This is a genomic window from Bacillus sp. NPDC057893 (assembly GCF_042796455.1).
Classification (GTDB): domain Bacteria; phylum Bacillota; class Bacilli; order Bacillales; family Bacillaceae_G; genus Bacillus_A.
The window spans coordinates 427,983-453,884 of the sequence record NZ_JBHVNG010000003.1 but is presented as its reverse complement, the minus strand read 5'-3'; the positions used below and the strand labels follow the sequence as shown (position 1 = coordinate 453,884).

General features: G+C 33.0%; 19 protein-coding genes and 3 pseudogenes. 6 read left to right on the top strand and 16 right to left on the bottom strand.

The window, feature by feature from the left end; all coding sequences use genetic code 11:
- Positions 1-145 precede the first annotated feature (145 nt).
- Positions 146-1,180 (top strand): AI-2E family transporter, encoded by a 1,035-nt coding sequence (locus ACFVQC_RS18085; RefSeq protein ID WP_377892894.1) that lies wholly within the window; start codon positions 146-148, stop codon positions 1,178-1,180.
- Between the two features lie 155 nt (positions 1,181-1,335).
- Here ACFVQC_RS18085 and ACFVQC_RS18075 read toward each other — a convergent pair whose 3' ends face one another.
- The 3 genes from ACFVQC_RS18075 to ACFVQC_RS18065 form a co-directional block, all read right to left on the bottom strand.
- On the bottom strand, positions 1,336-1,749 hold the full coding sequence (locus tag ACFVQC_RS18075; RefSeq protein WP_377898833.1) for an HTH domain-containing protein: 414 nt from the start codon (positions 1,747-1,749) through the stop codon (positions 1,336-1,338).
- Between the two features lie 213 nt (positions 1,750-1,962).
- Positions 1,963-2,130 carry a hypothetical protein gene (locus ACFVQC_RS18070; protein WP_377898832.1) on the bottom strand — a complete coding sequence of 56 codons (168 nt, stop codon included), beginning with the start codon at positions 2,128-2,130 and terminating at the stop codon, positions 1,963-1,965.
- 90 nt (positions 2,131-2,220) lie between these two features.
- A complete protein-coding gene (locus ACFVQC_RS18065; RefSeq protein ID WP_377898831.1) occupies positions 2,221-2,445 on the bottom strand; it encodes an SH3 domain-containing protein in 225 nt (74 codons plus the stop codon).
- Positions 2,446-2,834: 389 nt separating this feature from the next.
- Between ACFVQC_RS18065 and msrA the strand changes: the two are divergent.
- Positions 2,835-3,302: pseudogene (gene msrA, locus ACFVQC_RS18060) on the top strand (peptide-methionine (S)-S-oxide reductase MsrA); the annotation flags it as partial.
- 45 nt (positions 3,303-3,347) lie between these two features.
- Entirely contained in the window at positions 3,348-3,800 is a 453-nt protein-coding gene (gene msrB / locus ACFVQC_RS18055; protein ID WP_377898868.1) for a peptide-methionine (R)-S-oxide reductase MsrB, read from the top strand.
- A 25-nt stretch (positions 3,801-3,825) separates the two neighbouring features.
- Here msrB and ACFVQC_RS18050 read toward each other — a convergent pair whose 3' ends face one another.
- Positions 3,826-6,942: an efflux RND transporter permease subunit gene (locus ACFVQC_RS18050; RefSeq protein WP_377898830.1), complete on the bottom strand. Its 3,117-nt coding sequence runs from the start codon at positions 6,940-6,942 to the stop codon at positions 3,826-3,828.
- Positions 6,943-7,398: 456 nt separating this feature from the next.
- Between ACFVQC_RS18050 and ACFVQC_RS18045 the strand changes: the two genes are divergently transcribed.
- Positions 7,399-8,268 carry a TetR/AcrR family transcriptional regulator gene (locus ACFVQC_RS18045; RefSeq protein ID WP_002144617.1) on the top strand — a complete coding sequence of 290 codons (870 nt, stop codon included), beginning with the start codon at positions 7,399-7,401 and terminating at the stop codon, positions 8,266-8,268.
- Positions 8,269-8,320: 52 nt separating this feature from the next.
- Here ACFVQC_RS18045 and ACFVQC_RS18040 read toward each other — a convergent pair whose 3' ends face one another.
- The 7 genes and pseudogenes from ACFVQC_RS18040 to ACFVQC_RS18010 all read right to left on the bottom strand — a co-directional run bounded on the left by ACFVQC_RS18040 (position 8,321) and on the right by ACFVQC_RS18010 (position 19,417).
- A complete protein-coding gene (locus ACFVQC_RS18040) occupies positions 8,321-9,538 on the bottom strand; it encodes an alginate O-acetyltransferase AlgX-related protein (protein WP_377898829.1) in 1,218 nt (405 codons plus the stop codon).
- 12 nt (positions 9,539-9,550) lie between these two features.
- Positions 9,551-10,932: pseudogene (locus ACFVQC_RS18035) on the bottom strand (MBOAT family O-acyltransferase).
- A gap of 214 nt (positions 10,933-11,146) precedes the next feature.
- Positions 11,147-12,757: a ribosomal protection-like ABC-F family protein gene (abc-f, locus tag ACFVQC_RS18030; RefSeq protein ID WP_377898828.1), complete on the bottom strand. Its 1,611-nt coding sequence runs from the start codon at positions 12,755-12,757 to the stop codon at positions 11,147-11,149.
- Between the two features lie 111 nt (positions 12,758-12,868).
- The gene (locus ACFVQC_RS18025; protein ID WP_377898827.1) at positions 12,869-13,807 is read right to left on the bottom strand and encodes a glycosyltransferase family 2 protein; all 939 of its coding nucleotides are present in this window, start codon (positions 13,805-13,807) and stop codon (positions 12,869-12,871) included.
- Positions 13,808-13,894: 87 nt separating this feature from the next.
- Positions 13,895-16,570 carry a YfhO family protein gene (locus ACFVQC_RS18020; RefSeq protein ID WP_377898826.1) on the bottom strand — a complete coding sequence of 892 codons (2,676 nt, stop codon included), beginning with the start codon at positions 16,568-16,570 and terminating at the stop codon, positions 13,895-13,897.
- 357 nt (positions 16,571-16,927) lie between these two features.
- Positions 16,928-18,343 carry an oligosaccharide flippase family protein gene (locus ACFVQC_RS18015; RefSeq protein ID WP_377898825.1) on the bottom strand — a complete coding sequence of 472 codons (1,416 nt, stop codon included), beginning with the start codon at positions 18,341-18,343 and terminating at the stop codon, positions 16,928-16,930.
- A gap of 93 nt (positions 18,344-18,436) precedes the next feature.
- Positions 18,437-19,417, bottom strand: a complete 981-nt coding sequence (locus ACFVQC_RS18010) for a glycosyltransferase family 2 protein (protein WP_377898824.1) — start codon at positions 19,415-19,417, stop codon at positions 18,437-18,439.
- 225 nt (positions 19,418-19,642) lie between these two features.
- Here ACFVQC_RS18010 and ACFVQC_RS18005 point away from each other — a divergent pair, with 225 nt between their 5' ends.
- Positions 19,643-20,920, top strand: coding sequence for a glycosyltransferase family 39 protein (locus ACFVQC_RS18005; protein WP_377898823.1), 1,278 nt, complete (start codon positions 19,643-19,645; stop codon positions 20,918-20,920).
- Between the two features lie 76 nt (positions 20,921-20,996).
- On the opposite strand, the gene ACFVQC_RS18000 is transcribed toward ACFVQC_RS18005, so the two are convergent.
- The 3 genes from ACFVQC_RS18000 to ACFVQC_RS17990 form a co-directional block, all read right to left on the bottom strand.
- The gene (locus tag ACFVQC_RS18000) at positions 20,997-21,353 is read right to left on the bottom strand and encodes a DUF2304 domain-containing protein (protein WP_070145695.1); all 357 of its coding nucleotides are present in this window, start codon (positions 21,351-21,353) and stop codon (positions 20,997-20,999) included.
- Positions 21,354-21,359: 6 nt separating this feature from the next.
- Complete coding sequence (locus ACFVQC_RS17995) at positions 21,360-22,088, bottom strand: glycosyltransferase family 2 protein (protein ID WP_113936141.1); 729 nt, start codon at positions 22,086-22,088, stop codon at positions 21,360-21,362.
- 209 nt (positions 22,089-22,297) lie between these two features.
- Positions 22,298-22,810, bottom strand: a complete 513-nt coding sequence (locus tag ACFVQC_RS17990; RefSeq protein ID WP_002144630.1) for an acyl-CoA thioesterase — start codon at positions 22,808-22,810, stop codon at positions 22,298-22,300.
- A gap of 299 nt (positions 22,811-23,109) precedes the next feature.
- On the opposite strand from ACFVQC_RS17990, the gene ACFVQC_RS17985 reads away from it, so the two are divergent.
- On the top strand, positions 23,110-24,423 hold the full coding sequence (locus tag ACFVQC_RS17985) for an ArnT family glycosyltransferase (protein ID WP_377898822.1): 1,314 nt from the start codon (positions 23,110-23,112) through the stop codon (positions 24,421-24,423).
- A gap of 91 nt (positions 24,424-24,514) precedes the next feature.
- Here ACFVQC_RS17985 and ACFVQC_RS17980 read toward each other — a convergent pair whose 3' ends face one another.
- Together ACFVQC_RS17980 and ACFVQC_RS17975 are read right to left on the bottom strand one after the other, a co-directional pair.
- On the bottom strand, positions 24,515-25,321 hold the full coding sequence (locus ACFVQC_RS17980; RefSeq protein ID WP_377898867.1) for a methyl-accepting chemotaxis protein: 807 nt from the start codon (positions 25,319-25,321) through the stop codon (positions 24,515-24,517).
- Positions 25,316-25,696, bottom strand: a pseudogene (locus ACFVQC_RS17975) (protoglobin family protein); the annotation flags it as partial. The gene ACFVQC_RS17980 and the pseudogene ACFVQC_RS17975, both read right to left, overlap by 6 nt.
- Positions 25,697-25,902 lie beyond the last annotated feature (206 nt).

The following is a 25,902-nucleotide window of genomic DNA, read 5'->3' as shown; positions in this document are numbered from 1 at the left end:
ATATTAGCAAAATTAACGGGCGGTTAGGGTTGAAGATAAATTGCTCGCAATGGCTTTAATATTAAAGGATAATTATAAGTAGAGAATAGAGAGAGCTACTTGTTAAAGTTTTACTTTATAGGACAGGAGAGAGTACTCGTCGATTATGCAAATAAAAAACCTGTTTCAAAGCAAAGGATTTCAGAGGTTAATCGTATTAGTATTACTTGCTCTCATATTGTATGGGATGCAAAGTATGTTAAATTTAATTTTAATTACGTTTATGTTGACGTATTTAATGGATCGATTCCAAAAGTTTATTTCTCGTAAATTAGATCATTTCATGCCAATTAATCGGAAAATTATTATAGCGCTTTTATATGTAATGTTAGTGGCGGGAATTGCAATTACGCTATTTAAATATTTACCGGTATTAACAATACAAATTTCACAATTGATTTATCAATTCAATGTATTTTTAAGAAATCCACCTGATAGTGAATTAATTAAGTATGCAGTTAATGCTGTGAATCATATGGAGCTTTCTAAATATGTAGGGCAAGGCGTAGACATTTTGTATAAATCTATTACGAATGTTGGGAAATTTGGCCTTCAAGTTTTACTTTCTGTAATTTTGAGCTTATTTTTCTTACTTGAAAAAGCACGTATTGTTGCTTTTACTTCGAAATTTAAAGAAAGTCGACTTGCAATTTTCTATAACGAAATAGAGTATTTCGGAAAGAAATTTGCACGTTCATTCGGAAAAGTAATCGAAGCACAATTTTTAATTGCAATTGTTAACTGTGTTTTATCTGTTATCGCATTATGGATATTAGGATTCCCGCAATTACTAGGTTTAGCATTAATGATTTTCTTGCTTGGTTTAATTCCAGTGGCGGGTGTTATCATCTCGTTATTCCCACTCTGTATGATTGCTTACAATATCGGCGGTATTATGTATGTCGTTTATATTGTAGTTATTGTAACAGTAATTCATGCGCTTGAAAGTTATGTATTAAATCCGAAGTTTATGTCACAAAAAACAAATTTACCAATCTTCTACACATTTATGGTGTTAATTTTTTCTGAGCATTTCTTAGGTGTATGGGGGCTTATTATCGGTATCCCAATCTTCATTTTCTTATTAGATGTTTTAGATGTAACAAGTGATGAAATGGAGCAGGACGTTGGAACGAAATAAAGTGAAGCAAGAAATGAACTGTGCCCTATAAAATGGACAATTTAATAACAAGATCTTTAAAATTATGCACTTAAAAGATGGTTCCGGTATTGTACCGGGGCCATTTTTTTGAGTGTCCATTGATAACAATCATAATTATAATCTTGCATATAATCCTATATTACCTGCCTTTCGAGTTCGTCTAACTTTTTTAAGAATGCCAGTTCCGCTTCTAGAAAAACAATACGAGCTTCTGCTTTCTTTAGCTCGTCATCAGAAGATAACATTTTTGTGGAAGGACGACCAGTACTTCCTTTTCCACGGCGTTCCGTATAGAATCCTTCTTCACCAAATTGTTCATACGTTTTTCTCCAACTTTTCAAACGTTGATTTGTTTTTTTACCAATGATCTCTAAATTGAATCCACTCTCCAAAAAGATTTGATTCGGACCTTTTCCACTTTGATTTTCTTTTCCAGCTTTTATTTTAAAATCTGCACAGTAGGTAATAGAACATTCTGATACCTTCACGACATTTTCGTTCTTCTCTAGTTGTTTCATTTGTATTTCATTAAAAATAAGTTTATTCATTTCCCGTACTTCACTTTTATCATTGTTTTCATTCTAACGAGGAATGAGTGTGAAAATACACAAAACCCCCGAATCATGGACTTTTTTAGTGTCCACGATTCGGGGGCAGTTCAATTAAACAAAAAACTTCTTTTTTATTACCTTAAAGACAATTGAATAACTTAATAAAAATTTGTATATATAGTTTGATGAATATATTTTATAACCTTAAAATTAAAATCCTTCTGGAAATGCTCTTGCTGCAAATTTGAATGAACCAACACCGCCATTATCATTATATGCAGAGATGGTATATTTTCCACTTGATACCCAATCTGACCAACTATTACTAAAGTAAAGTGTTTTTTGCGCTCCTGGACTTATACTTTCTCGATAAAGCATATGGCCTGCTGAATTTATAAGTTTATAGTGTAAAGTACTTGGCCCCGTGTTTTGAATCCAGAATTTAAGATCATCGCCAGATTTATTCCTTTAATAACCAGCTCCAGAGCCGTTATTAAAGGAAACTGTTTGACTTCCTAATAATATTGATGAATACATGATGATTGAATCTTTACCATTTCCTGGATTAATTTCTGTTACTTCAGGAGTTTTATTCATGTTCACGTTCGTTTCTGGTACTGATGTTGATGCTGCAGCTGTCCCTGTTCCAATTAAAGATAAAGCGATTACTGGTAATACTAGTAACTTTTTCATGACATTAACTCTCCTTTTAAAGTAAATTAATACATTTTATAGTTTCGTTTTCAACAAATGTATTTGCAGTTTTATATTACTAGAATCCAAATAAAAAATAAATATTTAAATATATAAAATTAGAAATATAAAGTAAATATTTATTTAACTATTAATAAATAACACTTTCCGTTTTCTAGATTTCTCAAAAACTCATAAATAAAATCCACTTGATCTAATCCATTATAGTCAAATACGTAAAAATCATAGATTAAATATGAACACTGATTTTAAAATGCCCTTTACAAGGGGTACAGATTAAAAAAGCATCGATGTTCGATGCTTTTTCTTTTATAACATTATGTTTCTTATGCCATACTGTAAGGACAATATAGAATAGGGGTGAAATAATGGCTGTAAATGAAAAGGTAGAGTTAGCTACATTTGCTGGTGGGTGCTTCTGGTGCATGGTTTCGCCGTTTGAAGAGATGGAAGGGATTATACAGGTTGTTTCAGGCTATACAGGTGGCCATAAAGAGGATCCAACGTATAAAGAAGTATGCTCGGAAACAACTGGGCATTATGAAGCAGTACAAATTACATTTGATGCAAATAAAATGCCGTATGAAGAGTTGTTAAATATATATTGGAGACAAATTGACCCGACTGATATAGGGGGACAATTCCACGATCGTGGACAGTCTTATGAAACGGTGATTTTTTATCATAATGAGGAACAACATAAAAAGGCAGAGGCTTCAAAAGAAGAGCTCGAGAAAAGTGGGCATTTTTCGAAGCCAATTGCGACAAAAATATTGCCGGCTGCTACGTTTTATCCAGCTGAAGAATATCATCAAGGATATCATAAGAAAAATACATTCCGTTATGAGCTATACCGTAAAGGCTCAGGTCGTGATGCCTTCATTAAAAATCATTGGCCAAAGAATAATGCTCGTTTAAAAGAAAGATTAAACGAGATGCAGTTTTATGTAACACAGGAAAATGGAACTGAACCGCCCTTTCAAAATGAATATTGGAATCATAAAGAAGAAGGGCTTTATGTAGATATTATTTCGGGGGAGCCATTATTTACTTCTTTCGATAAATTCGATAGTGGATGTGGATGGCCGAGTTTTACGAAACCAGTTATGTCAGCTAGTGTGGAAGAAAAAATGGATGTTAGCCATAATATGACGCGTACTGAAGTGAGAAGTAAGGCAGGGGATTCACATCTTGGGCATGTATTTTCAGATGGCCCAGGACCAAATGGCCTGCGTTATTGTATTAATTCAGCAGCTCTTCGTTTTATTCCAAAAGAAAATTTAGAAAAAGAAGGATATGGTGATTTCCTAATCCTGTTTGGAAATAAAAAATAACCTCGCTAATTGCGAGGTTATTTTTTTACTTTGCTTTTTTCTTTTTAAATTTGCTTAATGCTTCATAAACGATTGGTACGATAAGGAGTGTTAACAATGTGGAACTTGTTAATCCACCGATTACTGTTACGCCAAGTCCTTTAGAAATTAAGCCGCTACCTTCAAATCCTAATGCAAGCGGGATAAGAGCCCCGATTGTTGCAATTGCAGTCATTAAGATAGGACGCAGGCGTGTTGCACCAGCTTCTAATAATGCTTCACGTGTTGATAGGCCGTCATTTTCTTTATGAATAACACGGTCAATGAGCACGATTGCGTTCGTTACAACGATACCAATTAGCATAAGAGCCCCAATCATCGCAGATACACTTAACGTTTCGCCAGAGATTAATAAGGCAACAAGTGCACCAATGATTGTGAATGGTAGCGAGAATAAAATTGCGAATGGTGCAAGGGCACCGCCAAATGTAACAACAAGAACGAAGTATACAATGGCAATCGCAGCTAACATCGCTAAGCCAAGTTGTTTGAATGATTCTTGAATATCTTGTGTAACACCGCCCATAGAAACGTCTACACCAGAAGGAAGATCCATTTTATCTACTTCTTTTTGAACAGCGGCAGATGCTTTTGAAACATCATCAGATGCTAATTTCGCACTAACCGCCGCATAAACACGGCCATCACGATGTGTTACTGTGTTAGAAGTTTCACCTTCTTTTACAGTCATAACATCTTTAACAGCAACTTCATTACCAAGCGGTGTTGTAATTTTACGATTTGTTAAATCATCGATTGTTTCATAGTTTTGTTTTTCAGTTTCTACATATACATTTATATCTTTACTGTCTTTTTTAATTGTTGTTAGAACAGGGCGATCATGTTGATTCGAAAGTCCCATTCCAATTTGAGCAGCAGTTAGCCCCATTTTACTTAACTTCTCTTGATCAGCGACTAATGTGTATTCTGCATATGTTTTCGCAATACTAGAGTCTACGTCTTTTAAGTCTTTATTTTTCTTCATGATATTTTGAATGTCTTTAACGACAGGCTTGATTTCTTCAGAGCTATCTCCATAAACGTATAGCTTAATTTCGTTACTACCGCCACTTGCTCCGAAATCTTGGTTTTTCCATTCGCCTTTTCCAGACATCTTTTGTAAATCTTTAACGACTTGTTCTTTCTCTTTTTCGAAGTTTTTCGTATCGTTATCATATTGAACGAAGAACATTGCTTGATTTGTTTGACCAGGGCTCATTGGGTTTTCGCCGCCTAATGAGAATTGGATCGTTTTGACGTCTTTTTTGTCTTGGAAATGCTTTTCAGCCTTCGTTGCAATTTTTTCGACGTCTTCTAACGTTTGACCTGGTTCAGGTTTGTACGTTGCAATAATCATTTTCTCTTCTTCAGATGGTAAGAAGCTGACACCGATAATCGGTACAAGTGCAAGGCTACCCACTAATAGAAGAACAGCAATACTCGATGTAATAATTTTATGGTTTAACGCCCATTCAAGTATACGTTTATAACCGTTTGCTAATTTACTTGGTTTTTCTTCATGATGTACTTCTTTTTCTCTCATGCTCTCTTTCTTGAATAAGGAGTGAGCTAGCATTGGTACGATTGTAACAGCCACTAGTAACGATGCTAATAAGGCAAAGACGATAGTTAAGGCGAATGGTAAGAACATTTCACCAATCATACCTTTTACAAGTCCAAGCGGTAAGAATACAGCAATTGTTACAATGGTAGAAGACATGATCGGGATAAACATTTCTTTCGTAGCTTCACGAATTAAATCTTTCCCGCGTAGTTTTTCTTCTGATAACGACATACGTCGGTAAATATTTTCAATAACAACAATTGAATCATCGACAACACGTCCGATAGCGACCGTCATTGCTCCAAGTGTCATAATGTTAAGCGTAATATCCATTTGTTTTATTACTAAGACTGCAATTAATAAAGAAAGTGGTATAGAAACGACAGAGATTAGTGTTGTTCGGATATTTCGTAGGAACAACATAATAATAACAATCGCAAAGATAGCCCCGAAAATTGCTTTACTAAGCATTGTTTCAACTGATTTCTCAATAGGCGCACCTTGATCGAATGTTGAAATAATCTCTAAGTCTTTATATTTTTTCTCAAGGTCTTTTACTTTATCTTTAACTGCATTTACAACATCAACTGTATTCGCATCAGCAGCCTTCACAATTTGAATTCCGATTGCTTCTTTTCCATTTGTTCGAGAAATAGACTCAGCTTTTCCGACTTCTTTAATATCAGCAATGTCTTCTAATGTAACCGTTGGTATGCCGTTCATAGCGGCTGGATTCATCTGTGATGTTTGTGTTCCAGCACCAGCGTTTTGATTACCTTGACCATTCGGTGATGAAGGGATAGCTGGAATCTTCAATTCTTTTAATGCTTTAATTGTTGTAATGTTACCATCGACAACAACTGATTTTTCCGTATCTTTAAATGTATATAAGCCAAGTGGTAGCGATACGTCCGAACCTTTAATAATATTTTTTACGGTATCTTCACTTAAACCTAATTCTTTCATCTTATCTTTTTTGAAGACAAGCTGTACTTCGTCTACTTGTTGACCTGCGATTTGAACAGATGCGACACCATCAAGTCCTTTTAATCCAGGAACAACATTTTTTTCTACATTTTCTGTTAAGGCAGCTAAAGATTCATTTTTACTCGCTACGCTTAATGAAATAACAGGAAAGGCATTAAAGTTTACTCGTGAGACTTTCGGGTCTTTCACACCTTCGGGCAGTTTCACGTTTGCGAGCGCTTCTTTAATTTCCGTTTCGGCTTTTTCCATATTTTTATCAAAATCATATTCTACCTGAATAGAAGATGCGTTTTGATAAGATGATGAACTAACAACGTTTACACCACTTAAATTTTGGAGTTGCTCTTCCATTGGTTTTGAAATTTTATCAGCTACTTCTTCTGGTGTAGCACCAGGATAAACCGTAGTTACTGTTACAATAGGCGTTGTAATATCAGGGATTGTTTCTAACTTCATATTCATCCCAGAATAAATGCCTGCAATGGTAACAATAATGGTTAGTAGCCAAACCGCGAACTTATTTTTTAACGAGAAATTAATGAGTTTGTTCATGTTTGCGCTCCCTTTTTATTGTATTGACCAACTGGTCAGTCTAATACATAATATAACTGACTGATTGGTCAGTCGTCAATGAAAAGAGATGGTATAATAAAGTGAAACTTTAATCAGTGGGGGTTTTGTTCATCCCCCGCTGATTATTAGCCCGCACCAATCGGGCGTTTACGGGCAGTTGATCTAACGCCTAACTTCTTTGCTTCAGCCGAACTTTGAGGTGGGAGTTTTACTGCCCGTTAATGCGGGATAAAATGAAACTGTAAGGAAAGAGATTTTTTACTAGTCCTTACTGAATCATTAGCTTTTATTAATTGAGCTTCTATATAGATAGTAGGCCTCAAAAAGAATTTTGTCCCGTTAAATTTTTGGGTAGGGGTCTTGCTACTTGCTAAAATAAAATTAAATTGAATTTAAATTTACATAAGATGCGAAATTAAGTTTAGGAGAGAAGATATGAAAGAAAAAGAGCGCTTAATTATAGAGATGGCTATGAAGTTATTTGCGACTAAGGGTGTAAATGCAACGTCAGTACAAGAAATTGTCACAGCTTGTGGTATATCAAAAGGGGCTTTTTATTTGTATTTCAAATCGAAAGATGAGCTTTTATTAGCGACACTTCGATATTATTATGACAAAATCCAAAAGAAAATGCTGGATATTGAAAAAGAATCGTTATTACCACGTGAAAAATTTGAAAAACAATTATATTTTCAGTTTACTGATGTGCAAAAACATAAAGAATTTATTATTATGCATGCAAGAGAAAATGCCATTCCATTTAATAAAGAAGTAGAAGAGTTTATGGTGCGGATGAAGTTAGAATCTCATGCATTTTATCGGAATAGCCTACTGTCTATTTATGGTGAAAAAATCAGTCCATACTTATTAGATTTGGTAATTATGGTGGAAGGGATATGCCACGGTTATTTACAATTAATTATTTTAAATGAACCGGAAATAGATTTCTCTCATGTTTCTTCATTTATTTTAAAAAGAGTAGACGATTTAGTAGAAGGGCTTCTAGACTCTTCGGAGGAACCTGTTTTAAATGAAGAAAAGATTGGGGAGTTATTTTGTAGCTCAGAGCTTATTAAAGAACAGGTGAAAGAGCATTTTTTAAATGAAATTATTATATTAAAACGAACATTAGCAGATCAACTAGAAAATGATGAGGTTTTAGTCACTTTAGATGTTTTAGAATCCGAAATGAGAGTTCAAAATCCAAGGATTCCAGTTATTCGAGGGATGTTAGCGAATTTGGAAACGTATAATGATTTGAATGATTTTAGATTGAGGTTAGCCCGATATTACTATATAAATTGAGACTATAATCAGTGGGATTGAAATCCCACTGATTATAGTTGAAAATAAGTTTTTATTTTACATTTTGAAATTTATACATATCACCATAAACGTTGGTGTCGTTGTATATAAACAATACAATATCTGCATTTTGTTCTTCTATTTGCTGTTTCACACTTTTTCCTTGAGTGTAACGAGGATCAATAAAAGTTGTTTTAGCAAAATTACGCGCAAATAAAGGATATGTAGCATCAGCATACGAATCTTTTAAGATAACAATGTGTAAATCGTTGTCTGCCTTTTCATTAATGATGTTTATTTCAGGGAAATCCGTTTGATAAACATTAGCATATCCAGGAGCAGGACTATTTTTTTCTTTTCCGTAAAACTGAGCCATAGATTCCTTAGCGGTATCATCTTTAATAGCACCATAGTAAACTGTGTAGTCGTCCCAAGATTCACCCGAATTATAATGGACATACGGAATTTTTACAGATGAAGTATCAATTAAGCGGTACAATTGATTATTCCAGCTACCAACAAACTTTCCTTTCGGTTTTTCCCAGTTAATGGTGTAGTCATCTTTCTTTATTGGTTGCCCTTTATATTTGTTTGAATGAGAATTAATAAAATTCATCGTATCCTCATATGCATAAAAGGCACCTTCCATATTCCAATGATGGTCTGTAGTTAAATACATTCGTTCTAGTTCTTTGTTAGTAAAACTTTCTTTAAACATCGGTAATACATCAATAATAGGGAATTTAGTTTCTGCCAATTTCTCAGCAAGGTGATCCCTAAGTATTTGTTCGTACCCAAGATTTAGGTAAGAGGGAAGCTTATATTGTAACGCTGTTTGCTTACTAGGAACTAAAGAAAAATAGAATTCTGTTTGAGGAAAATCTTTTTTCAAAGTATTTAATTCATGAACCCCAGCATCAACATCGTTTAAATGATTTTCCATATTAGGCCTATTAAAAATAAATTGATCGTTTGTAACATGAATGTTGTTTACGAATGTTCGATTCATAGACAATTGGAACTTTATATAACTTTCAAGAAAGAAATCTCTAGGTCCAATATGATCTGTAAAATGTGTTTCGATACCTTTAAATAATTCGCCAGTTTTTATAGTGGAAGCATTTACAGCAGGTCTAATTGCTAAGTTTCTGTTCTCAAATTCAGAAAATGTTTTTTTATCTATAAGGATAACTTTTGCTGTCCAAATACCCACTCCAAAAATAACTGTAAGAAACCCCATTATTAAAGTGAGGTTTTGAAATTTTTTCATAGTGAACCTCCTTTAAAAACGGAAATAAATAAATGGATTATAAGTTGCATTTGTTAGGAATACTAAAACAATGACTAAAATACTTAAATAATAAATTGGCGATAAAACAGCAAATCTTTTTGTTGATAACACTTTTTGTAACCATGGAAATACGGGCGCTGCAGTAATAATAGCTAATAGGAAAATGCCCCAATAATTCATTACATAGAAATAACTATTAATGTCTGTTAACGGACCGTTAAATCCGAACATGGATTTTAAAAATTCAAGGCAATAACTGAAATTATCTGCTCAGAAAAATACCCATCCAATAATAACTAAAAACATAACGTAAATATGTTGGAGAGGACTCCATAATTTCTGAAGTAGGTTTTCAAGTCCTGCTTTTTCAAGTGCAATTAGAATTCCATAATAAATACCCCAAATCATAAAGGTCCAACTGGCACCATGCCAAAACCCGGTTAATCCCCATACAATGAAGAGGTTACAGTTGTAACGCGATTTCCTCCAAGAGGAATATAGACATAGTCACGGAACCAAGAACCGAGCGAAATATGCCAACGACGCCAAAATTCAGAAATGGATTTTGAGATATATGGATAATTAAAGTTTTCTAGAAAATCAAATCCAAGCATCTTTCCTAATCCAATTGCCATGTCACTGTATCCAGAAAAATCAAAGTAAATTTGTAGCGTATAGGCAATGGCTCCCATCCAAGCTAATGATACACTCATATCAGAAGGATTCATTGCGAAAATCTCATCGGCTATAGCACCTAATTGGTTAGCAATTAAAACTTTTTTCCCCAAACCAATAATAAAACGGCGAACTCCTTCAGAGAATTTTTCGGCATCAACAGTTCGCTGGTGTAATTGGTGAGAAATTGTATTATAACGAACAATTGGTCCTGCTACTAATTGTGGAAATACAGTAAAGTATAAAGCCAAATCAAAGATATTTCGTTGAGCATCGACTTTTTTCTTATAAATATCGATAATATAACTCATCGCATGGAACGTGAAAAATGAAATACCAATTGGTAAAGGTATTTTTTCAAGAATAATATTGGTATGGAAGATAGAATTGATATTATCCACTAAAAAGTTTGCGTATTTAAAATATCCTAAAATAGCTGTGTTCATTATAATTGCAAACGTTAATAATAGTTTTCTTTGCCCATTTGTGAAGCGACTATTCCCTAACAAGATACCAAACCAATAGTTAACAAAGATAGAGAACAGCATTAGGAAAACATAGATGGGTTCGCCCCAAGCATAAAATACTAAACTAAAAAATAATAAAACTATATTTTGTAGTTCTTTGCGTACAGCATAATAAATTAAGAGTACAGCGGGTAAAAATAAACATAAAAAGACAAGGTTACTAAATACCATTTTAATTAATTCCTTTCCTATTTTATCTAAATGATACCAAAATTATCTTCTAAATGTAAATTTATAAAATTAAGGATATTATTTACATTTTTAATTTCTTTATATTGTGAGAAGTTCTCTTAAGTGGTGAGAGAGAAAAGAATCTTTGTTTATAAAAAAAGGCCGTCCCTAATTACCTTTTAGGAACGGCCCTTTTTTACTGACATGAAATAATTTAGTTATTTTTTTCTGCCCATTCTTCAACATTCCAAACTTTTGTTATCCAGTCTTCATAGAAGTCGGGTTCGTGACATACAAGAAGAATGGTCCCTTTATATGCTTTCATAGCTTTTTTAAGTTCTTCTTTTGCTGTAACATCAAGGTGGTTTGTTGGCTCATCGAATAGTAGCCAGTTGCTTTCTTCACCCATTAGTTTACATAAGCGAACTTTTGCTTGTTCCCCACCACTTAATTGATTTAATGGGCGAGAGATATGTTCATTTTTCAGTCCACATTTCGCTAACATTGCACGAATTTGATGTTGGTCCATGCTAGGGAATGTATTCCACACATCATCAATTGGTGTTATATTATCAGCTTTAACTTCTTGCTCGAAGTATGCGGGCTCTAAGAAGTCACCAAGACTCGTTTTACCGCTTAAAGGTTTATTTTTTCCTAAAATCGTTTTTAGTAATGTTGATTTACCAACACCATTACATCCAACGATAGCAATTTTTTCACCGCGTTCAATTGTCATTGTTAGTTTTGGTAGTAATGGGTGTGTATATCCGATTTCTACATTTTCACCTTCAAAGACGAAACGGCTACTTGCACGACATTCTTTAAATGAGAATTCTGGCTTAATTGCCGTTTCAGGACGATCAATAAGCTCCATGCGATCAAGCTGTTTTTGACGACTCTTTGCACGACCTGTAGTTGAATAACGAGCTTTGTTCTTTGCGATGAAGTCCTCTTGCTTTTTAATAAACTCGCGCTGCTTTTCATAAGCGTTTATATGTTGATTTTTATTGATTTCTGCTAGTTCTAAGAATTTTTCATATGTCGCTGTATAGCGCGTCATTTTCGTGAATTCTAGATGGAAAATAACATCAACACATTTATTCATAAATTCCGTATCATGGGAAATTAATAAGAATGCATGCGGGTATTCTTTTAAATAATTCGATAGCCAATTAATGTGTTCCACATCTAGATAGTTGGTAGGCTCATCGAGTAATAACACTTCTGGTTGTTCAAGTAATAGTTTAGCAAGTAATACTTTTGTACGTTGTCCACCACTTAGTGCTGAAACATCACGATCTAAACCGATTGCATCAATTCCAAGACCTCGTGCTGCTTCTTCGATTTTCATATCTAGTAAATAGAAACCGCCTGCTTCGAGAGCATCTTGTATTTCCGCCATCTCCTCAAGAAGTGCTTCTAATTCTTCTGGTGTTGCAGTTCCCATTTTTTCGGCAACTTCATTTAAAGCTTTTTCTTTTTCAAATAAAGGTAAAAACGCGTCAGCTAATACATCACGAATTGTGCGACCAGGCGTTAAAATTGTATGTTGGTCTAAGTAACCGTAATTTGTACCAGGTGTCCATTCTACACGGCCCTCATCATGGATAAGTTGACCAGTAATAATATTCATAAATGTTGATTTACCAACACCGTTTGCACCGACTAATCCAACATGTTCTCCTGCTAGTAAACGCATGGATACATCTTTAAATAATGTGCGATCGCCAAATGTATGGCCTAATTTTTCGACTGTTAATAAGCTCATAGTGTCCTCCGTCCAACTTGAAATAGTACCTTGAATCATGATACTAAATTCTTTCATATAATGCTATCATTTCAAAATGTATATTTTTTCAAGAATTATGTTACGTTAATTTTTTTGGGAAATATAATAGTAAAAAAGTTACTTCTATTTACAGAAGTAACTTTTTTACTAAGCTTCTTGTTTTGCTTTACTAACTTTTTTTTCTGCTACAATGAAATGTGGTCTACGCTTTGTTTCATAATAAATACGACCGATGTATTCACCGATAACCCCTAGGAAAATGAGCTGAATACCACCGATAAATAATATTGCAGAGATTAATGTAAAGTAACCTGGTACATCGACGCCGCTAACAGTGATTTGAATAAATGTAGTGATTACATATAAAACAGCTAAAAGCGTTGTTAATAATCCAAGGTATATAGATAATCGCAATGGTTTATTGTTAAACGAAATTACACCATCTATCCCGTAATTTAATAACTTAGAGAAAGTCCATTTACTTTCTCCATCAGAACGTAATACATTTTCGTATTCAATAATTTGTTCTTTGAAACCAATCCAAGAAAATAAACCTTTTGAAAAACGATTGTATTCAGTTAGAGATAGTAATGAATCGACTGCACTTCTACTTAAAAGTCTAAAATCACCGATGCCATCTACTAGCTCAATATCAACGAATTTATTCATGACTTTATAATATAAGCGAGAAACGAAAGAACGTACTGGTGAATCACCTGTCCTAGTTCGCTTTGCAATTACTTGATCATAGCCGCTATTATAGCCGTCTAACATATCTTTTATTAGTTCGGGTGGATGTTGTAGATCAGCATCCATAATAACCACAGCGTCGCCTGTAGCGTACTTTAGACCGGCAAGCATAGCAGCTTCTTTTCCAAAATTCCTACTAAATGATATATAATGTACACTTGAGTCTGAATCGGCTAGGTCACGTAGAATTTCTAGTGTATTATCTTTACTTCCATCATTGACGAAAACAAATTCATAATCAGTAGTTAGTTTATGAATTTCAAGAGAAGTCTCTGAATAGAAAGCTCTGAGTACCTTCTCCTCATTATAACAAGGTACTACTATTGAAAGGGTCATGTTAGGACCTCCTTAGGTGTAATTTTAAACTGGGCATGAAGTAAAAGTTCAAGCAATTATCTTCAACTTTTACTTCACTTTATTTCACTAACTTTTTTTAAAACGACTTTTAAATTTTTTATATCGATCCTTATCTCCAAGAACTAGAAGCGAGATACAAATGATAAATGAAATGATAGAAATAACGAGACCCATTTTGAAATAAGGTGTGACGTATTTCATTTCAACTACATGCTGCCCTTTTGAAATAGGAACACCAATAAAGGAAGAATTAGCCTTCGTAAACTCAGTTTCTTTACCGTCAACCTGTATTGACCATCCTTTACTATACGGTACAGATAAATATAGTAATCCATCTTTAGTAGAATTAATATTACCTTTTAAGTAGTTACCTTTATAGTAAATATTTTGTAGGCTATTTTCTTTTAAAGTATTCACTTTTTTCGGGATAGTTTTATAGTTGGTACTGTTGACTTGTAAGTCTTTCAATTCGTATTGACCAGGAGTAGGGATAGAAATGATTAGCTCAGTTGGCTTCGCATCTTTTCCTAAATTGTAAACAAATCTTTCTAACGGGTAAGCATAAGCTCCATCTTCATTACCTTTTATCATAGATTTGTCATTCACAGTAACCCCAAATGATTCCTTATTTATATTTCTAATTTTAATTTCAACAAGGAGATCACCTAACATATCGGTATTATCAACAGGTACTATTATACGCCCATTTTCATGAACAGTGAGTATATCTTTCTCTTTATCTATATTTTCCCATTTAATTTTATTTGGATTAATCTTAATTTGTTTTGAATCTAGCTGTTTCGTATTAAATTGTTTTAACGGAAGACTTCCAACATTATCTACAACTACAGCATCTAATAAAAGTTGATCTCTCTCGGCGAAATTAAGTTTTGAAAATTCTTCATCACTTATTCCAGCTTCGTATACATAGCCTAATGGTAGTGCAAATTCGTTTTTATAAATGTTGTAAGGACCTACTTGTTGTAAATATTTATAACCATACGGAATATCAGTTTTATTGGCACCTTCACTTAATACATAATATTTTACCCCTAGCATGTTCTCAAGGAATAGTCGTTTATCTAACTGGAAGAACATAGATGGACTATCATATCCCTGGAAAACATTGTACTTATTTTTCATAAAGTCATGAACATCATGATTGACTAAGCTTTGATAAGTACTTGTACCATGATAACCTTGCAACATCGGTGTATTCTTATAATTATTGTTTGGATTGATAATTCGATAAAAATCTTTATCTTGATTTTGTATATAACGAATTGCGTCAATTTCATCCTTATTATCGAGACCTGGACCATGTAATGATTCTTTTGTTGCGCCTGCTTGATTAAAGTGTTTACTAAGAGCTGTATCTGAATAAATGTAATTAATACATATTACATTGACCAGTACATTTAATATAATGAAAGATTGTAAGACTGCTTTTGATAAATAGCGCCATAGTAATATTGTAATAATAGATAAAACAGTAGTCCCAATTAAAATTTTATCAATCGTTTCTAGTGGTTGTTCGTTTATATTTACTTTTCTATAGAATGCGTAAATAAATAGTGCTGTTGCTAGCAAAGGACCTATTAAAGAGTTGACCTTCTTTTTGTTAAGTAGCATCCAATCTAAAATGTAGGCGGCAGTTTGCGCAACTACAAATACAAATAAGTAAAACCATCTGTATTGCATAGCAGAAAAGCCATTAAATACGGAATACGTATATGGAAGCATATATAGAACTAACATAAACCCAGTAAAGAGTAACTTATTTGTGACAAGTTTATTGCGTATTAGAAGCGCACCAGTAACAAGGAAGAGAATGAAAACTGGGAATGCGAGCTGATAATCCTCTGTATTATTAATGAAAAAGATACTTTCCATTAAGTTTTTATAAAACGTATCTTCAAAAAATAATGGAATAGTAAATTTTGTAGCTAGTCGATCTGAACTAAATACACCATTTACAGATGGTATAAAGCAAACAGCGGCTAAACCTAGTGATAAAGAATATAGGAAAGCAATTCTAATATAATAAGTTATAAATGTTTTAATTGTTTTGTTCTGCTGTGTAGCGAAATATTGGAAAAAGGCATAAATATAGATGAAAATACTAGTAATGAATGCGAAATAGAAATTTGATGCAAGCATAAGTGCTGTTGCAAACAGGAATAATCCCTTTTTTCGCTCTAAAATATATTTATCTAATCCCCATATTACTAAAGGTAAAAATACTATAGCATCTGCCATGAAATCCCATAATAAAGAATGGCGAATAAAAGTCACACATCCTCCATATATAATGGCAGAAATGAAAGAGGAAAAAACAGTTTTATTATGATAACGTAAAGAACCATACATGAATAACATCGCTAATGTACTTTTTAAAATACTCATATATAGCTTCATCTCAAATATTTGGTCAAAATTTAGTTTAGGAAGTAGAAGCGTAAGCCAGAAAAATGGTGCTGTACTATAGTAATAACTAAATTCCCCGAATAAATCTCCACCTAAGCCATAATCCCAAGACCAAAATAAATTCCCATCTTTAAATGCATGTTGTAAAAGGAATGTAAAGAAGCTGAATTGTGATAATGCATCTCCCGTACTAGAAAATACACTGTCTGATTTTAGGAAAAAGTAATGAAAAGCAAATGCACATATTATTAATAATGGAATGATAATAAGTGTGCTTTTAGTAAAAAAGGTTCGTTTATTTACTTCTGAAGTCATTAAATGAATAAGCCTCCTAAATATAGTTATTAAGATCCAAGCCACCTGCTCCATATCTAGATATTGTTTTATAATGAAGAAAAACTATGGATGAATCGATGATTTTTAATGGTAGCAATAAAGTTTTCAGTTGTGTAAATTATGGTAAATTTAGGTTGTGACAAGTTAATGTTTGTATAGAAGATTAACTGCGAATTGCTTTAATACTAGATGTTGTACATCTAGGGCTGTTCGTTTCCAAGTATAATCATTCCAGAAAGGCAAGTCAATTTAAGATATAGATTGAAAACAGGGCTCATTCTAAGTGAAGAAGATAAAATAAAAACTTCAAATTTAATTTGAAGTTTTTATTTTTATTTATTTTCGAGCCAGCTTTTTATTTATAAATCCTAAAATCAATCCACGTATTTGTGGGTCAATGGCAAGACCGATCATACCGTACAATATACCAGTAAATATTAAAGCTATTAGTGGCGGTAAGTTAATTAATACTGTGTGGTATATTGCGTAACTGATTATAAATGCTAGGCTATTAAATATTATTCCTTTGAATAGTAATGAAAAGCCTTTGCGAACGAATAAAGTAAATCCGATTAACAATGTAATCTCGGTAATGATAGCAGCCACAGCAGCTCCCATCATTCCAAATTGGCTACCTAATACGATGTAACTTATGATGGCAACAGCCAATCCAATTCCCATCGTTGTCGCACGCTTCCACTGTTGACCAATTGTTGTTAAATTATCAGCAAGTGGATAGTTGATAGATTGTAAAATGACCATAAAGGCTAAAATTGCAAGGGCATCACCAGCTAATGCATATTTTTCACCTAATAAAGTTACAATCCAAAAACTTGGATCGGCGATAAATGGGATAGAAATTCCCATTCCTAAGAAAGACATAAGTTTTAATTCGAACTGAGATAGTTTTCTATGTTCATCAATATTCTTTTCATTTCCAAAGGCAAACAATTTTGGATAAAAGGCTGCTGCAATTACACCGGGTATTTGATAAAGTACAGCAGGTATTTTAGAGGCGGCCCCAAAGAATCCAACTTGCTCATATGTTGAAACTTTTTGTAATATAATGGGCCCTAACTGTGGTAAAAGCATAATGATGATCCCATTGATTGTAAAAATAAGCAGTTGATCTAAAATACCTTTGTCCCAGCCTTTATGAACTGTTGTATAGCGAATTACCATTATAAAGGCGATGACTCCTGTTACAAGACTAGATATCCCGTACATGGCAGCGACCATCATAAGTGACCATTTAAATGACATTCCTAGTAGAAGTGCAGCTGCGGCTGTCACGCCTTGTAGTACAGAAATAATCGCTGTAAATTGCATACGTTCTGTTACTTGGAAATAAGCCATTCCAACACCTTGTAAAGTTGCTCCAAACATGGTCGGTAGCACAACCCAATATACCATGGCACGTAAGTAAGCATCAGCATAGAAGAACTGAGCAAAAATAGCGAAGAGCACAGAAATTACGATAGCTAATACTAAACGAATACGTAAATAACTACTTATTAATACGCTAATGTTAGCATCGCTTCTCGTTCCTTCACGCATAAATGTATGTGTCAAACCTGCATCTGTAAAATAACAAATAACAGCGGAAACTGCTAATGCAGTTGTAAACATGCCATACTCACCTGGAGAAACGTATCTTGCAAAGAGAATGGTCGCAATAGCAAGCACAAATCGAACAGTAATATTTCCTACAAATAGGTAGGAGGCGTTTTTAAGGATTTTATTTGTTTTCATGGAAAAAGACCTTTCTATTTTTCAGGACGCACTTCGTCCTATTTGTAAATTTGATTTGTTTACGGAAAGAATGTTTAGAAGCTTATTTTTTATTTAAGAAAACATAAACTTGATTCGTACAAACCAAAGCATCGCGTATAACTTCTTGCTTCGCTTTCCGTTTTTTGGATAAATTTCGCGACAATATTTCTTTATATCGCTTTTGATTAGTTGAACTTGTGATTTGTCTAATTTAGAGTTGTCCTTAATGTATATACAAGCGTTATTAATGACCGTATATGGGAATAGGTAAGTTTCAAGGATTTCAAGAAGTTCTGTAGAATCATTCACGATTAAGTCTTGTGATTTATTATGAACCCAATCTTTCATTCGATTAAATACTTCTAATTCTTTTGTTGTTTTTAATTCATAATCTTTATACTTTGAAGAAAGATTTCCTTCTGATAAGATTCGGTAATATGTCAAATATTCATCTACATAGCATACGTTTGTTACACTCATTAATTTAAATAGAAATTCTAAGTCTTCTCCCCAGCTACACCCTGGTGTGAAACGAATGTTATGATCCAGCACGATAGATCTTTTGAAAATCCAAGTACTTGTTTGCGCAACAACTTGATGCGTTAAGAAAGCTTTTGTCATATCACCTTTAATAAAGCTTGTTGTATGCTCAACCTTTTCACCTGTTTCTTCGTAGAAATTCATATAACCACAATAGCACGCGTTCATGTTGTTTTTATGCATACTCTCGATTTGTTTCTCAATTTTAGTTGGATGCCATAAGTCGTCACTATCAAGGAAAGCGACGTATTCTCCGCTAGCATTTTCAATCCCTGTATTACGGGCTACTGAAACACCTTGGTTTTTTTGGTGAACGTATTTTACTTGACCTGGATATTCTTCTGCAAGATCTTTTACGATAGAAGGTGATTGATCTTTACTTCCATCATCTACAATTACAATTTCAATGTTTTTATATGTTTGATCTAGTATTGACTGCATCGTTTCTTCAATATATTTTTCTGTGTTATACAGGGGTATGACAACAGAAACAAGTTGTTTTTGTTCCATCATAGAATTTTTATCTCCTCAAATTTTTTATGTCTTGCACCATATATACAAGCCTTTTGAAAGGAAGAAGATTACAAGAACATCTGTATCAGTTTAACGCATATAAACTTTGTAAATCAACTTTCTATTGTTGTACTTTGTATAGAAAGTATTTATTATAGAATGTATCGTCTTGTAAAAATATAGAAATGTAATTTGAAAATTATGTATCCGAAGGGAGAAGATGAGATGTTAGGGCGATTTACTCGCAAATCTAATATAATCCTTTTAGGGATTATTATGATAGTCGGTTTTGCACTTCGTTTTGCAACTTTACAAACACATGGTGCAGATTTGACTATAGCTAGCGATGATATAGGTTATCAAAAAACGGCAACTATTTTATTGGAAACAGGAATGTTAACATATCATGAGCCGGATAAACCAACTATTCATATTATGCCAGGTTTTCCAGCGTTTTTAGCTACTGTATTTTACTTTTTTGGAAATGGTAATGAAGGCCTTTTTGTAGCTAAATTAATTATTATCCTATTAGGGGTACTTAGTATTTTACTAACTTATAAGATTGGTACTTATTTATTGAATCCCGCTGCAGGATTAATAGGTGCTTTCTTATTAGCTGTGTATCCTCCAGAGATTGTTATGGAAAATTTAACTTTAACAGAAGGACCGTTTTTATTCTTTTCATTGGGATTATTATATTGGAGCTTAAAATTAGCTGATACTCATAAAACGAAACATTTTCTAATTGTATTAATTTTCTACTTTTTAGCATTGTACTTACGCGTACAAGTTGCTTTATATCCAATACCATTATTTATATATCTCTTAATGAAGCGCTATCCATTCCGCGTTATGATGAAGCAAGCGATTATAAGTATAGGAATAGGACTTATCGTACTTGGACCATGGTGGGCCCGCAATTACATTCAATTTGATAAATTTATTCCACTAACTGCTGGGGCAGGGAATCCGTTATTACTTGGAACGTATCAAGGGAAAGGTTACCCAGAAGGTAAGAATATGGCAGAACTTGAAATAGAATTACACGCAAAGTACCCTAACCTGGAAGCACATGAATTTATGGAATTAGAAGAAAAAATAGCGAAAGATAAAATGAAAGAATGGTGGAAAACAGATAAGAATTCCATGATAGAGAGTTATTTAATCTTGAAGCCAGAAATTATGTGGAAAAAACCGTATTATTCTATAGAGCATAATATTGAAGTATTCAATGTTTCTGCAAAGGATATGAATGAAATACATAATTTTATTAAGACGATGTTCTTAATATGTACAATACTTTCATTTATCTTCCTTTTAAAAAGGTGGAGAGAGACTACATTTTTATGGTCAATCCTTTTACTGCAAACAGCTTTAACATGCTTTTATGCTGCATATGAAAGATATGCATTACCATTAATCCCATTCTTATTTATTATAATTGGAGTAGGGACCGTGGCAACGGTTATGAAAATCAGTAAACTATTAATTAGAAACAAATAGTTTGAAATGAAAAGCCCCTTGATTCTTAGAAGAATTAAGGGGCTTTTTGCATATATTAGTATTTAAATAGAAAAAATTATTCGTTATCTGTTTCAGTTTGCGTTACGTTTAATTTTTGCTTTAATAATGCATAATCTTGCGTTAATGTTACAAGTTGATGGTGTAGCTTAGAAATTTTTCTTGTTAGGTCAAAAATTAAGATGAAACAGAATAATAATCCAAATAAGAATAAAATGGATGGTGGATATTCTACTTTTAATAGTTTTCCAATCCAATTTATAATTTTATCAGTAGAACTTAAAATAGCCATTGCAACACAAACAAAAATCCACAAAATAGCATATTTTGTTTCTAAAGTCCCGCGACGAATAGAATTAATAATTAAGAAGAATAATAACAAAATAAAGATGAATGAAAAGGTAATTATATGCATTCACTATCAACCTTTCACGATTTTTTGCATCAATATAGCAAGGCTTACTTTAACCATGTAATATGCAGATTTAAGAGGTGTGATGGAAGATTGTCCACCTTGTCGCTCTTGCATATTTACAGATATCTCATTAATGCGAAGTTTTTTCTTTTTTAAATGAATAAGGACTTCTGGCTCTGGATAATCTTTTGGATAATTGTGTGCAAAAATCTTAATTACTTCTCGGTTGATAGCACGATATCCAGAAGTTGGATCCATAAATGTTTGTTTCGTTAACACTTTCAATAGGGCAGTAAAATAAAAAATACCGATTCTTCTTGAAATACTACCTTTATAAGCTGTTTTTTCTGTAAAGCGTGAACCTAGCACCATATCGCATTGGCCTTCAGCAATAGGCTGTATAATTTTGTATAAATCATCCGGATTATGTTGTCCATCAGCATCGAACTGAATCGCAATATCATATCCATTCTCATATGCGTATTTATAGCCAGTTTGTACAGCTGAACCGATGCCCAGATTATATGGTAAATTAATAAGATGAACAGGGAAATTTTTTACGATTTGAGCTGTTTTATCTTGTGAACCATCATTAATAACGCAAATGCTTAATCTTGTAAAATGTTGTTTTAGTTCTAATAATCTTGTTAATGTATCTGCAATTGCTTCTTCCTCATTATATGCTGGAATAATAATTAACGTTTTTGGTATTGAAATTGGTACCTCGATAGACATTATCGCACCACCCCTTACATATTTAACTACAGTATGGTTATTTTTAAACAACTTTACTTAATATACCATTAATAGTATAAGGAAATAAAGGAAAAACTGATGGGTGACTTTAGGAGGGGGCGACTGAATATAAAGGCAAGAGATAATATTTTTTATAATAAAAAATACATGCAAGGAAGAGCCCGTGCATGTATGATGAGAAGATTATGTTAAATATTCCAAGGCTTACTTAAAGTTAAAACTTCAGCCATCTCTTTACTTTTTAAACGTCCCTTTTTTCGATTTTCCGCGCGTTCTAAACCGGTTGTGTGTAACCAATGTTCTTCCTTAGTTTCGGGGAGTACTTGTGGTACGGACGAAGGCTTTCCATCTTTTATTGCCACAAATGTAATGAAGCAAGTAGCAGCAATTCTACGTTCGCCTGCTAATAAATTCTCTGCAATTACTTTTACGAAAACTTCCATTGAAGATTTCCCTGTATAGCATACAAATGCTTCATAACAAACAGAATCTGCTTGGTGAATTGGAGTTAAAAAATCAACGGAATCGATAGATGCTGTTACGCAATGTTTGCGGCTATGTCTCGCAGCTGCAATTGAAGCAATACTATCAATTTCTGCTAATAATTTTCCCCCGAAAAGTGTTTGGTGATTATTTAAATCGTTCGGAAAAACACGTGTTGTTTTAATTGCTTTTGATTCTCGCATGAATTTCTTTTCCATATATTCAGCCCCTATAGTCTGTTTTCAATCAGAATGAAATGTGTAAGTGGAATACTCATATTAGATACTTAATGAAGTAAAGTGTATTCTAAAAGATGATTAGTTAAACTTCAGTATTTGTATTCATGTAACTGAAAGAAAATTTATTTTATCTAAAATGTAGTGTAAAAGAGGATTCGCTTACATTGCAAGTGAAAAAGTAATGACCATGTATTTGCCATAGAAATTCCCTGTTAACCTTGTGCCTATTCATGATAGAATCGTTTTGTTATGAATGGAAATAGAGGTGCAATGGACATATGAATCATATACAAACAAATTTTTCATCTTTCTTCAGTAAAATAATGATTGGTGCGATGCTCGCATTTTTTGTCTATAGTTGTTGGTCGGCTTTTGAAACAAGTAAGCAATTTTTTGGGGGAAGTACAACAAGTATAACAATCGTATTAGTGATTTTTGTTATTCTTATTTTGTTAGTAGCATCAATTTTGCAATATCGTTTTACAGATAAACAATTTCTTATTTTTCTTATAAGCATATCTATAGTTGTAAGACTGATTACAGTTCTATTTGTAGACAGTCCGATGATAGGTGATATGAAAGCTATGTATGAGTCTGCAAAGCAGATTGCGATTGGAAATAATATAGGCAATGTATCACAGTTACCTTTTATTATTTATGAATCGATTATCATTCGTATATTTGGAGATACGGTATTCGCTTTTCAACTATTTAATATTTTATTTTGTACAGGAACTGCGTTTTTCATTTATCGCATCGCTTCAATGGTCTTTGGAGAAGAGTGTGGTCGTATTGCGTCTATGTTTTATGCTTTATATATTCCAAATATATTTATGGGCTCTGTATTAACTTCGGAATCGCTCGCAATATTTTTATTTTATTGTGCTTGTTACATACTTTTATATAGAGGATTAGACCATCCTTATATGTGGGTAATTTCAGCTGTTTTATTTGCATTTAGCAATATGATTTTTCCGATGGGGTTATTTTTACCTATTTTTATAGCTGCATATGTGCTGTTAATTGAAGTGTTTCAATCAGGGGCGAAACAAAAATTACTATTAAAAATGATAGGACTCCTTATTGTATTTTATAGTACTCATTTTGGTGTGAGTTATGGTATCAAGATGATGGGAATGTCACAGTATACAATTTCTAATGAGACTTATGTTCAAACTGTTTTAATTGGAAAAAGTCAAAGTGAAGAAAAAATATCCAAAAATCAAAGTGTAAAAGAGCATATTGATCAAGAGTTGAAAGAAATTGAAGAAGAAAGATTAAAACCCTTAAAACCGGTTATTAACAAATTTTCAGATGAGGGAACAAACTCTATTCTATTTAAAAGTGAAAAGCTTATATATATAGTGGTGACATTGTTTATGGCCATAGCTTTATTACATTTTCTAATCAAGAAACAACAAAATGAAGGATATATGTTGTTTGTATTATTAATTACTGGCTACATATTGTTAAGACTCTTTCAAGTAGAGGTGGCATATTATAATGTTATTATGCCAGCTTTGTTTATTGTACAAAGCTTTGGTGTTTATATGAGTTATTTTTATTGCCAAAAAATCTTTTTCAGAAAATAAAAGAATCCATTTCGGATTCTTTTTTTGTAGATGGATGATAAGGATGAATACAAAGTGGAGATGAAGAATCTCCGCTTTGTATCGATTCGCCTTACCGGTTTAGCTCTAGTTGTAAATTATCCGCTGTTAAGGCCATTTTCGAGGAATCGTCTTGAATACTCTTCATTACTTTTGAAATAGTTTCTAATTCATTTTCAATTTTTTTATTTTGTTCTTTAGAGTTAGACATATCTTTTACGATTTCTTGGAAATATTGGTCTGTCGCATGCATACTATCTGTCCCTTCAGATACGAGAGAGCTTATTTGTTCCACGGAAGAAGAGACGTGTATAATTTGTTCATTAGTTTTTTCAACGAGTTTTGTAACGTTGAAAATTGATTCTTTCGTTTGCTCTGATAATTTTCGGATTTCGCCCGCTACGACTGAAAAACCTTTACCAAATTCGCCAGCACGTGCAGACTCAATAGCAGCATTTAATGCTAGTAAATTTGTTTGCTCGGCGATTGATTTTACAATATCAATGATTTCGTTAATTTTGTTAGAAATATCAAGAAGTTCACGAGTATCAGTAATAATAGTTTCCATATTCGTTTGAATGCTTTCCATTCGTTTGTTTTGCAGGTTTAATTGTTCTTTTCCTTTATTGGCCTTTTCTTCTGATGTCGTAGCTAATGATGTACCTGTTTTTGCAATTCCTACGATATTTTCTGATTTAGATGTTAATTGTTGAATAGAAGAGCTTGTTTTTTCAGATACTGCCGCTAGTTCTGTTGCAATATGTGTAATCGTCATAGCGGTCAGTTCTTTTTCTTTTTCATGTTCTTTTTGAATTCTTTCATATTCGGATTCATAAGCTGCAATAACAAGTTCTTGCTCTAATGTGAATAATTTATTTATTACATTTATAGAATATGAAAAGTCGTCTATCGTTGAAATTTTCGTTTGCAAAATCTTCATGACGGAGCGGAATAATTCTTGATAAGCAGCAGTATACCATTTTCTATGTAAACCAATTTGTACGTGCCTTTTCGCAATTCTAACACGTTGTTCAATAAAATCTTCATTCATATTCCCGCTGAACAATTCTTTAATATGTGTCTTTAAAGTTTGTTTTAATTTTGGAATAGAGCTGTAGCGTTCAATAACAGCAATTAAATTAGGTTGTTTTGTGATGTTGGTGTAGAATTTTTCTGTTATCCAATCTATTTCCTCATAAATAAATGGCTGTAATACTTTCACAATTTGTAAATCTTCCTTTGAAATATGTAGCATGTCCATTTGAGTTTTTAGTTCAGAATTGGCAGGCACGTTAAATATGATTTGTTGGCCTTTACTTAATTCGATTATACTGGTGTTTGTTTTATTTTTTTTAAAAACCCCAAGCATCATTCTTCCCCCTGTTTATAAAACGTTTTCATTTTTTGTTCTTATGTAATTATATATTTTTATATACAATTACTCTATAGTGTGTGAAATTG

Coding starts and splice junctions, on each gene's coding strand:
- ACFVQC_RS18040 (WP_377898829.1), bottom strand. CDS start 9,538: ATGAAAAAATTTCAAAACCTCACTTTAATAATGGGGTTTCTTACAGTT.
- ACFVQC_RS17985 (WP_377898822.1), top strand. CDS start 23,110: ATGAATCATATACAAACAAATTTTTCATCTTTCTTCAGTAAAATAATG.
- ACFVQC_RS18085 (WP_377892894.1), top strand. CDS start 146: ATGCAAATAAAAAACCTGTTTCAAAGCAAAGGATTTCAGAGGTTAATC.
- ACFVQC_RS18045 (WP_002144617.1), top strand. CDS start 7,399: ATGAAAGAAAAAGAGCGCTTAATTATAGAGATGGCTATGAAGTTATTT.
- ACFVQC_RS18000 (WP_070145695.1), bottom strand. CDS start 21,353: ATGCATATAATTACCTTTTCATTCATCTTTATTTTGTTATTATTCTTC.
- ACFVQC_RS18070 (WP_377898832.1), bottom strand. CDS start 2,130: ATGCTTTATCGAGAAAGTATAAGTCCAGGAGCGCAAAAAACACTTTAC.
- ACFVQC_RS18015 (WP_377898825.1), bottom strand. CDS start 18,343: ATGAAAACAAATAAAATCCTTAAAAACGCCTCCTACCTATTTGTAGGA.
- ACFVQC_RS18065 (WP_377898831.1), bottom strand. CDS start 2,445: ATGAAAAAGTTACTAGTATTACCAGTAATCGCTTTATCTTTAATTGGA.
- ACFVQC_RS18005 (WP_377898823.1), top strand. CDS start 19,643: ATGTTAGGGCGATTTACTCGCAAATCTAATATAATCCTTTTAGGGATT.
- ACFVQC_RS18050 (WP_377898830.1), bottom strand. CDS start 6,942: ATGAACAAACTCATTAATTTCTCGTTAAAAAATAAGTTCGCGGTTTGG.
- abc-f (WP_377898828.1), bottom strand. CDS start 12,757: ATGAAAGAATTTAGTATCATGATTCAAGGTACTATTTCAAGTTGGACG.
- ACFVQC_RS18010 (WP_377898824.1), bottom strand. CDS start 19,417: ATGATGGAACAAAAACAACTTGTTTCTGTTGTCATACCCCTGTATAAC.
- ACFVQC_RS18025 (WP_377898827.1), bottom strand. CDS start 13,807: ATGACCCTTTCAATAGTAGTACCTTGTTATAATGAGGAGAAGGTACTC.
- ACFVQC_RS18075 (WP_377898833.1), bottom strand. CDS start 1,749: ATGAATAAACTTATTTTTAATGAAATACAAATGAAACAACTAGAGAAG.
- ACFVQC_RS17995 (WP_113936141.1), bottom strand. CDS start 22,088: ATGTCTATCGAGGTACCAATTTCAATACCAAAAACGTTAATTATTATT.
- ACFVQC_RS18020 (WP_377898826.1), bottom strand. CDS start 16,570: ATGACTTCAGAAGTAAATAAACGAACCTTTTTTACTAAAAGCACACTT.
- ACFVQC_RS17990 (WP_002144630.1), bottom strand. CDS start 22,810: ATGGAAAAGAAATTCATGCGAGAATCAAAAGCAATTAAAACAACACGT.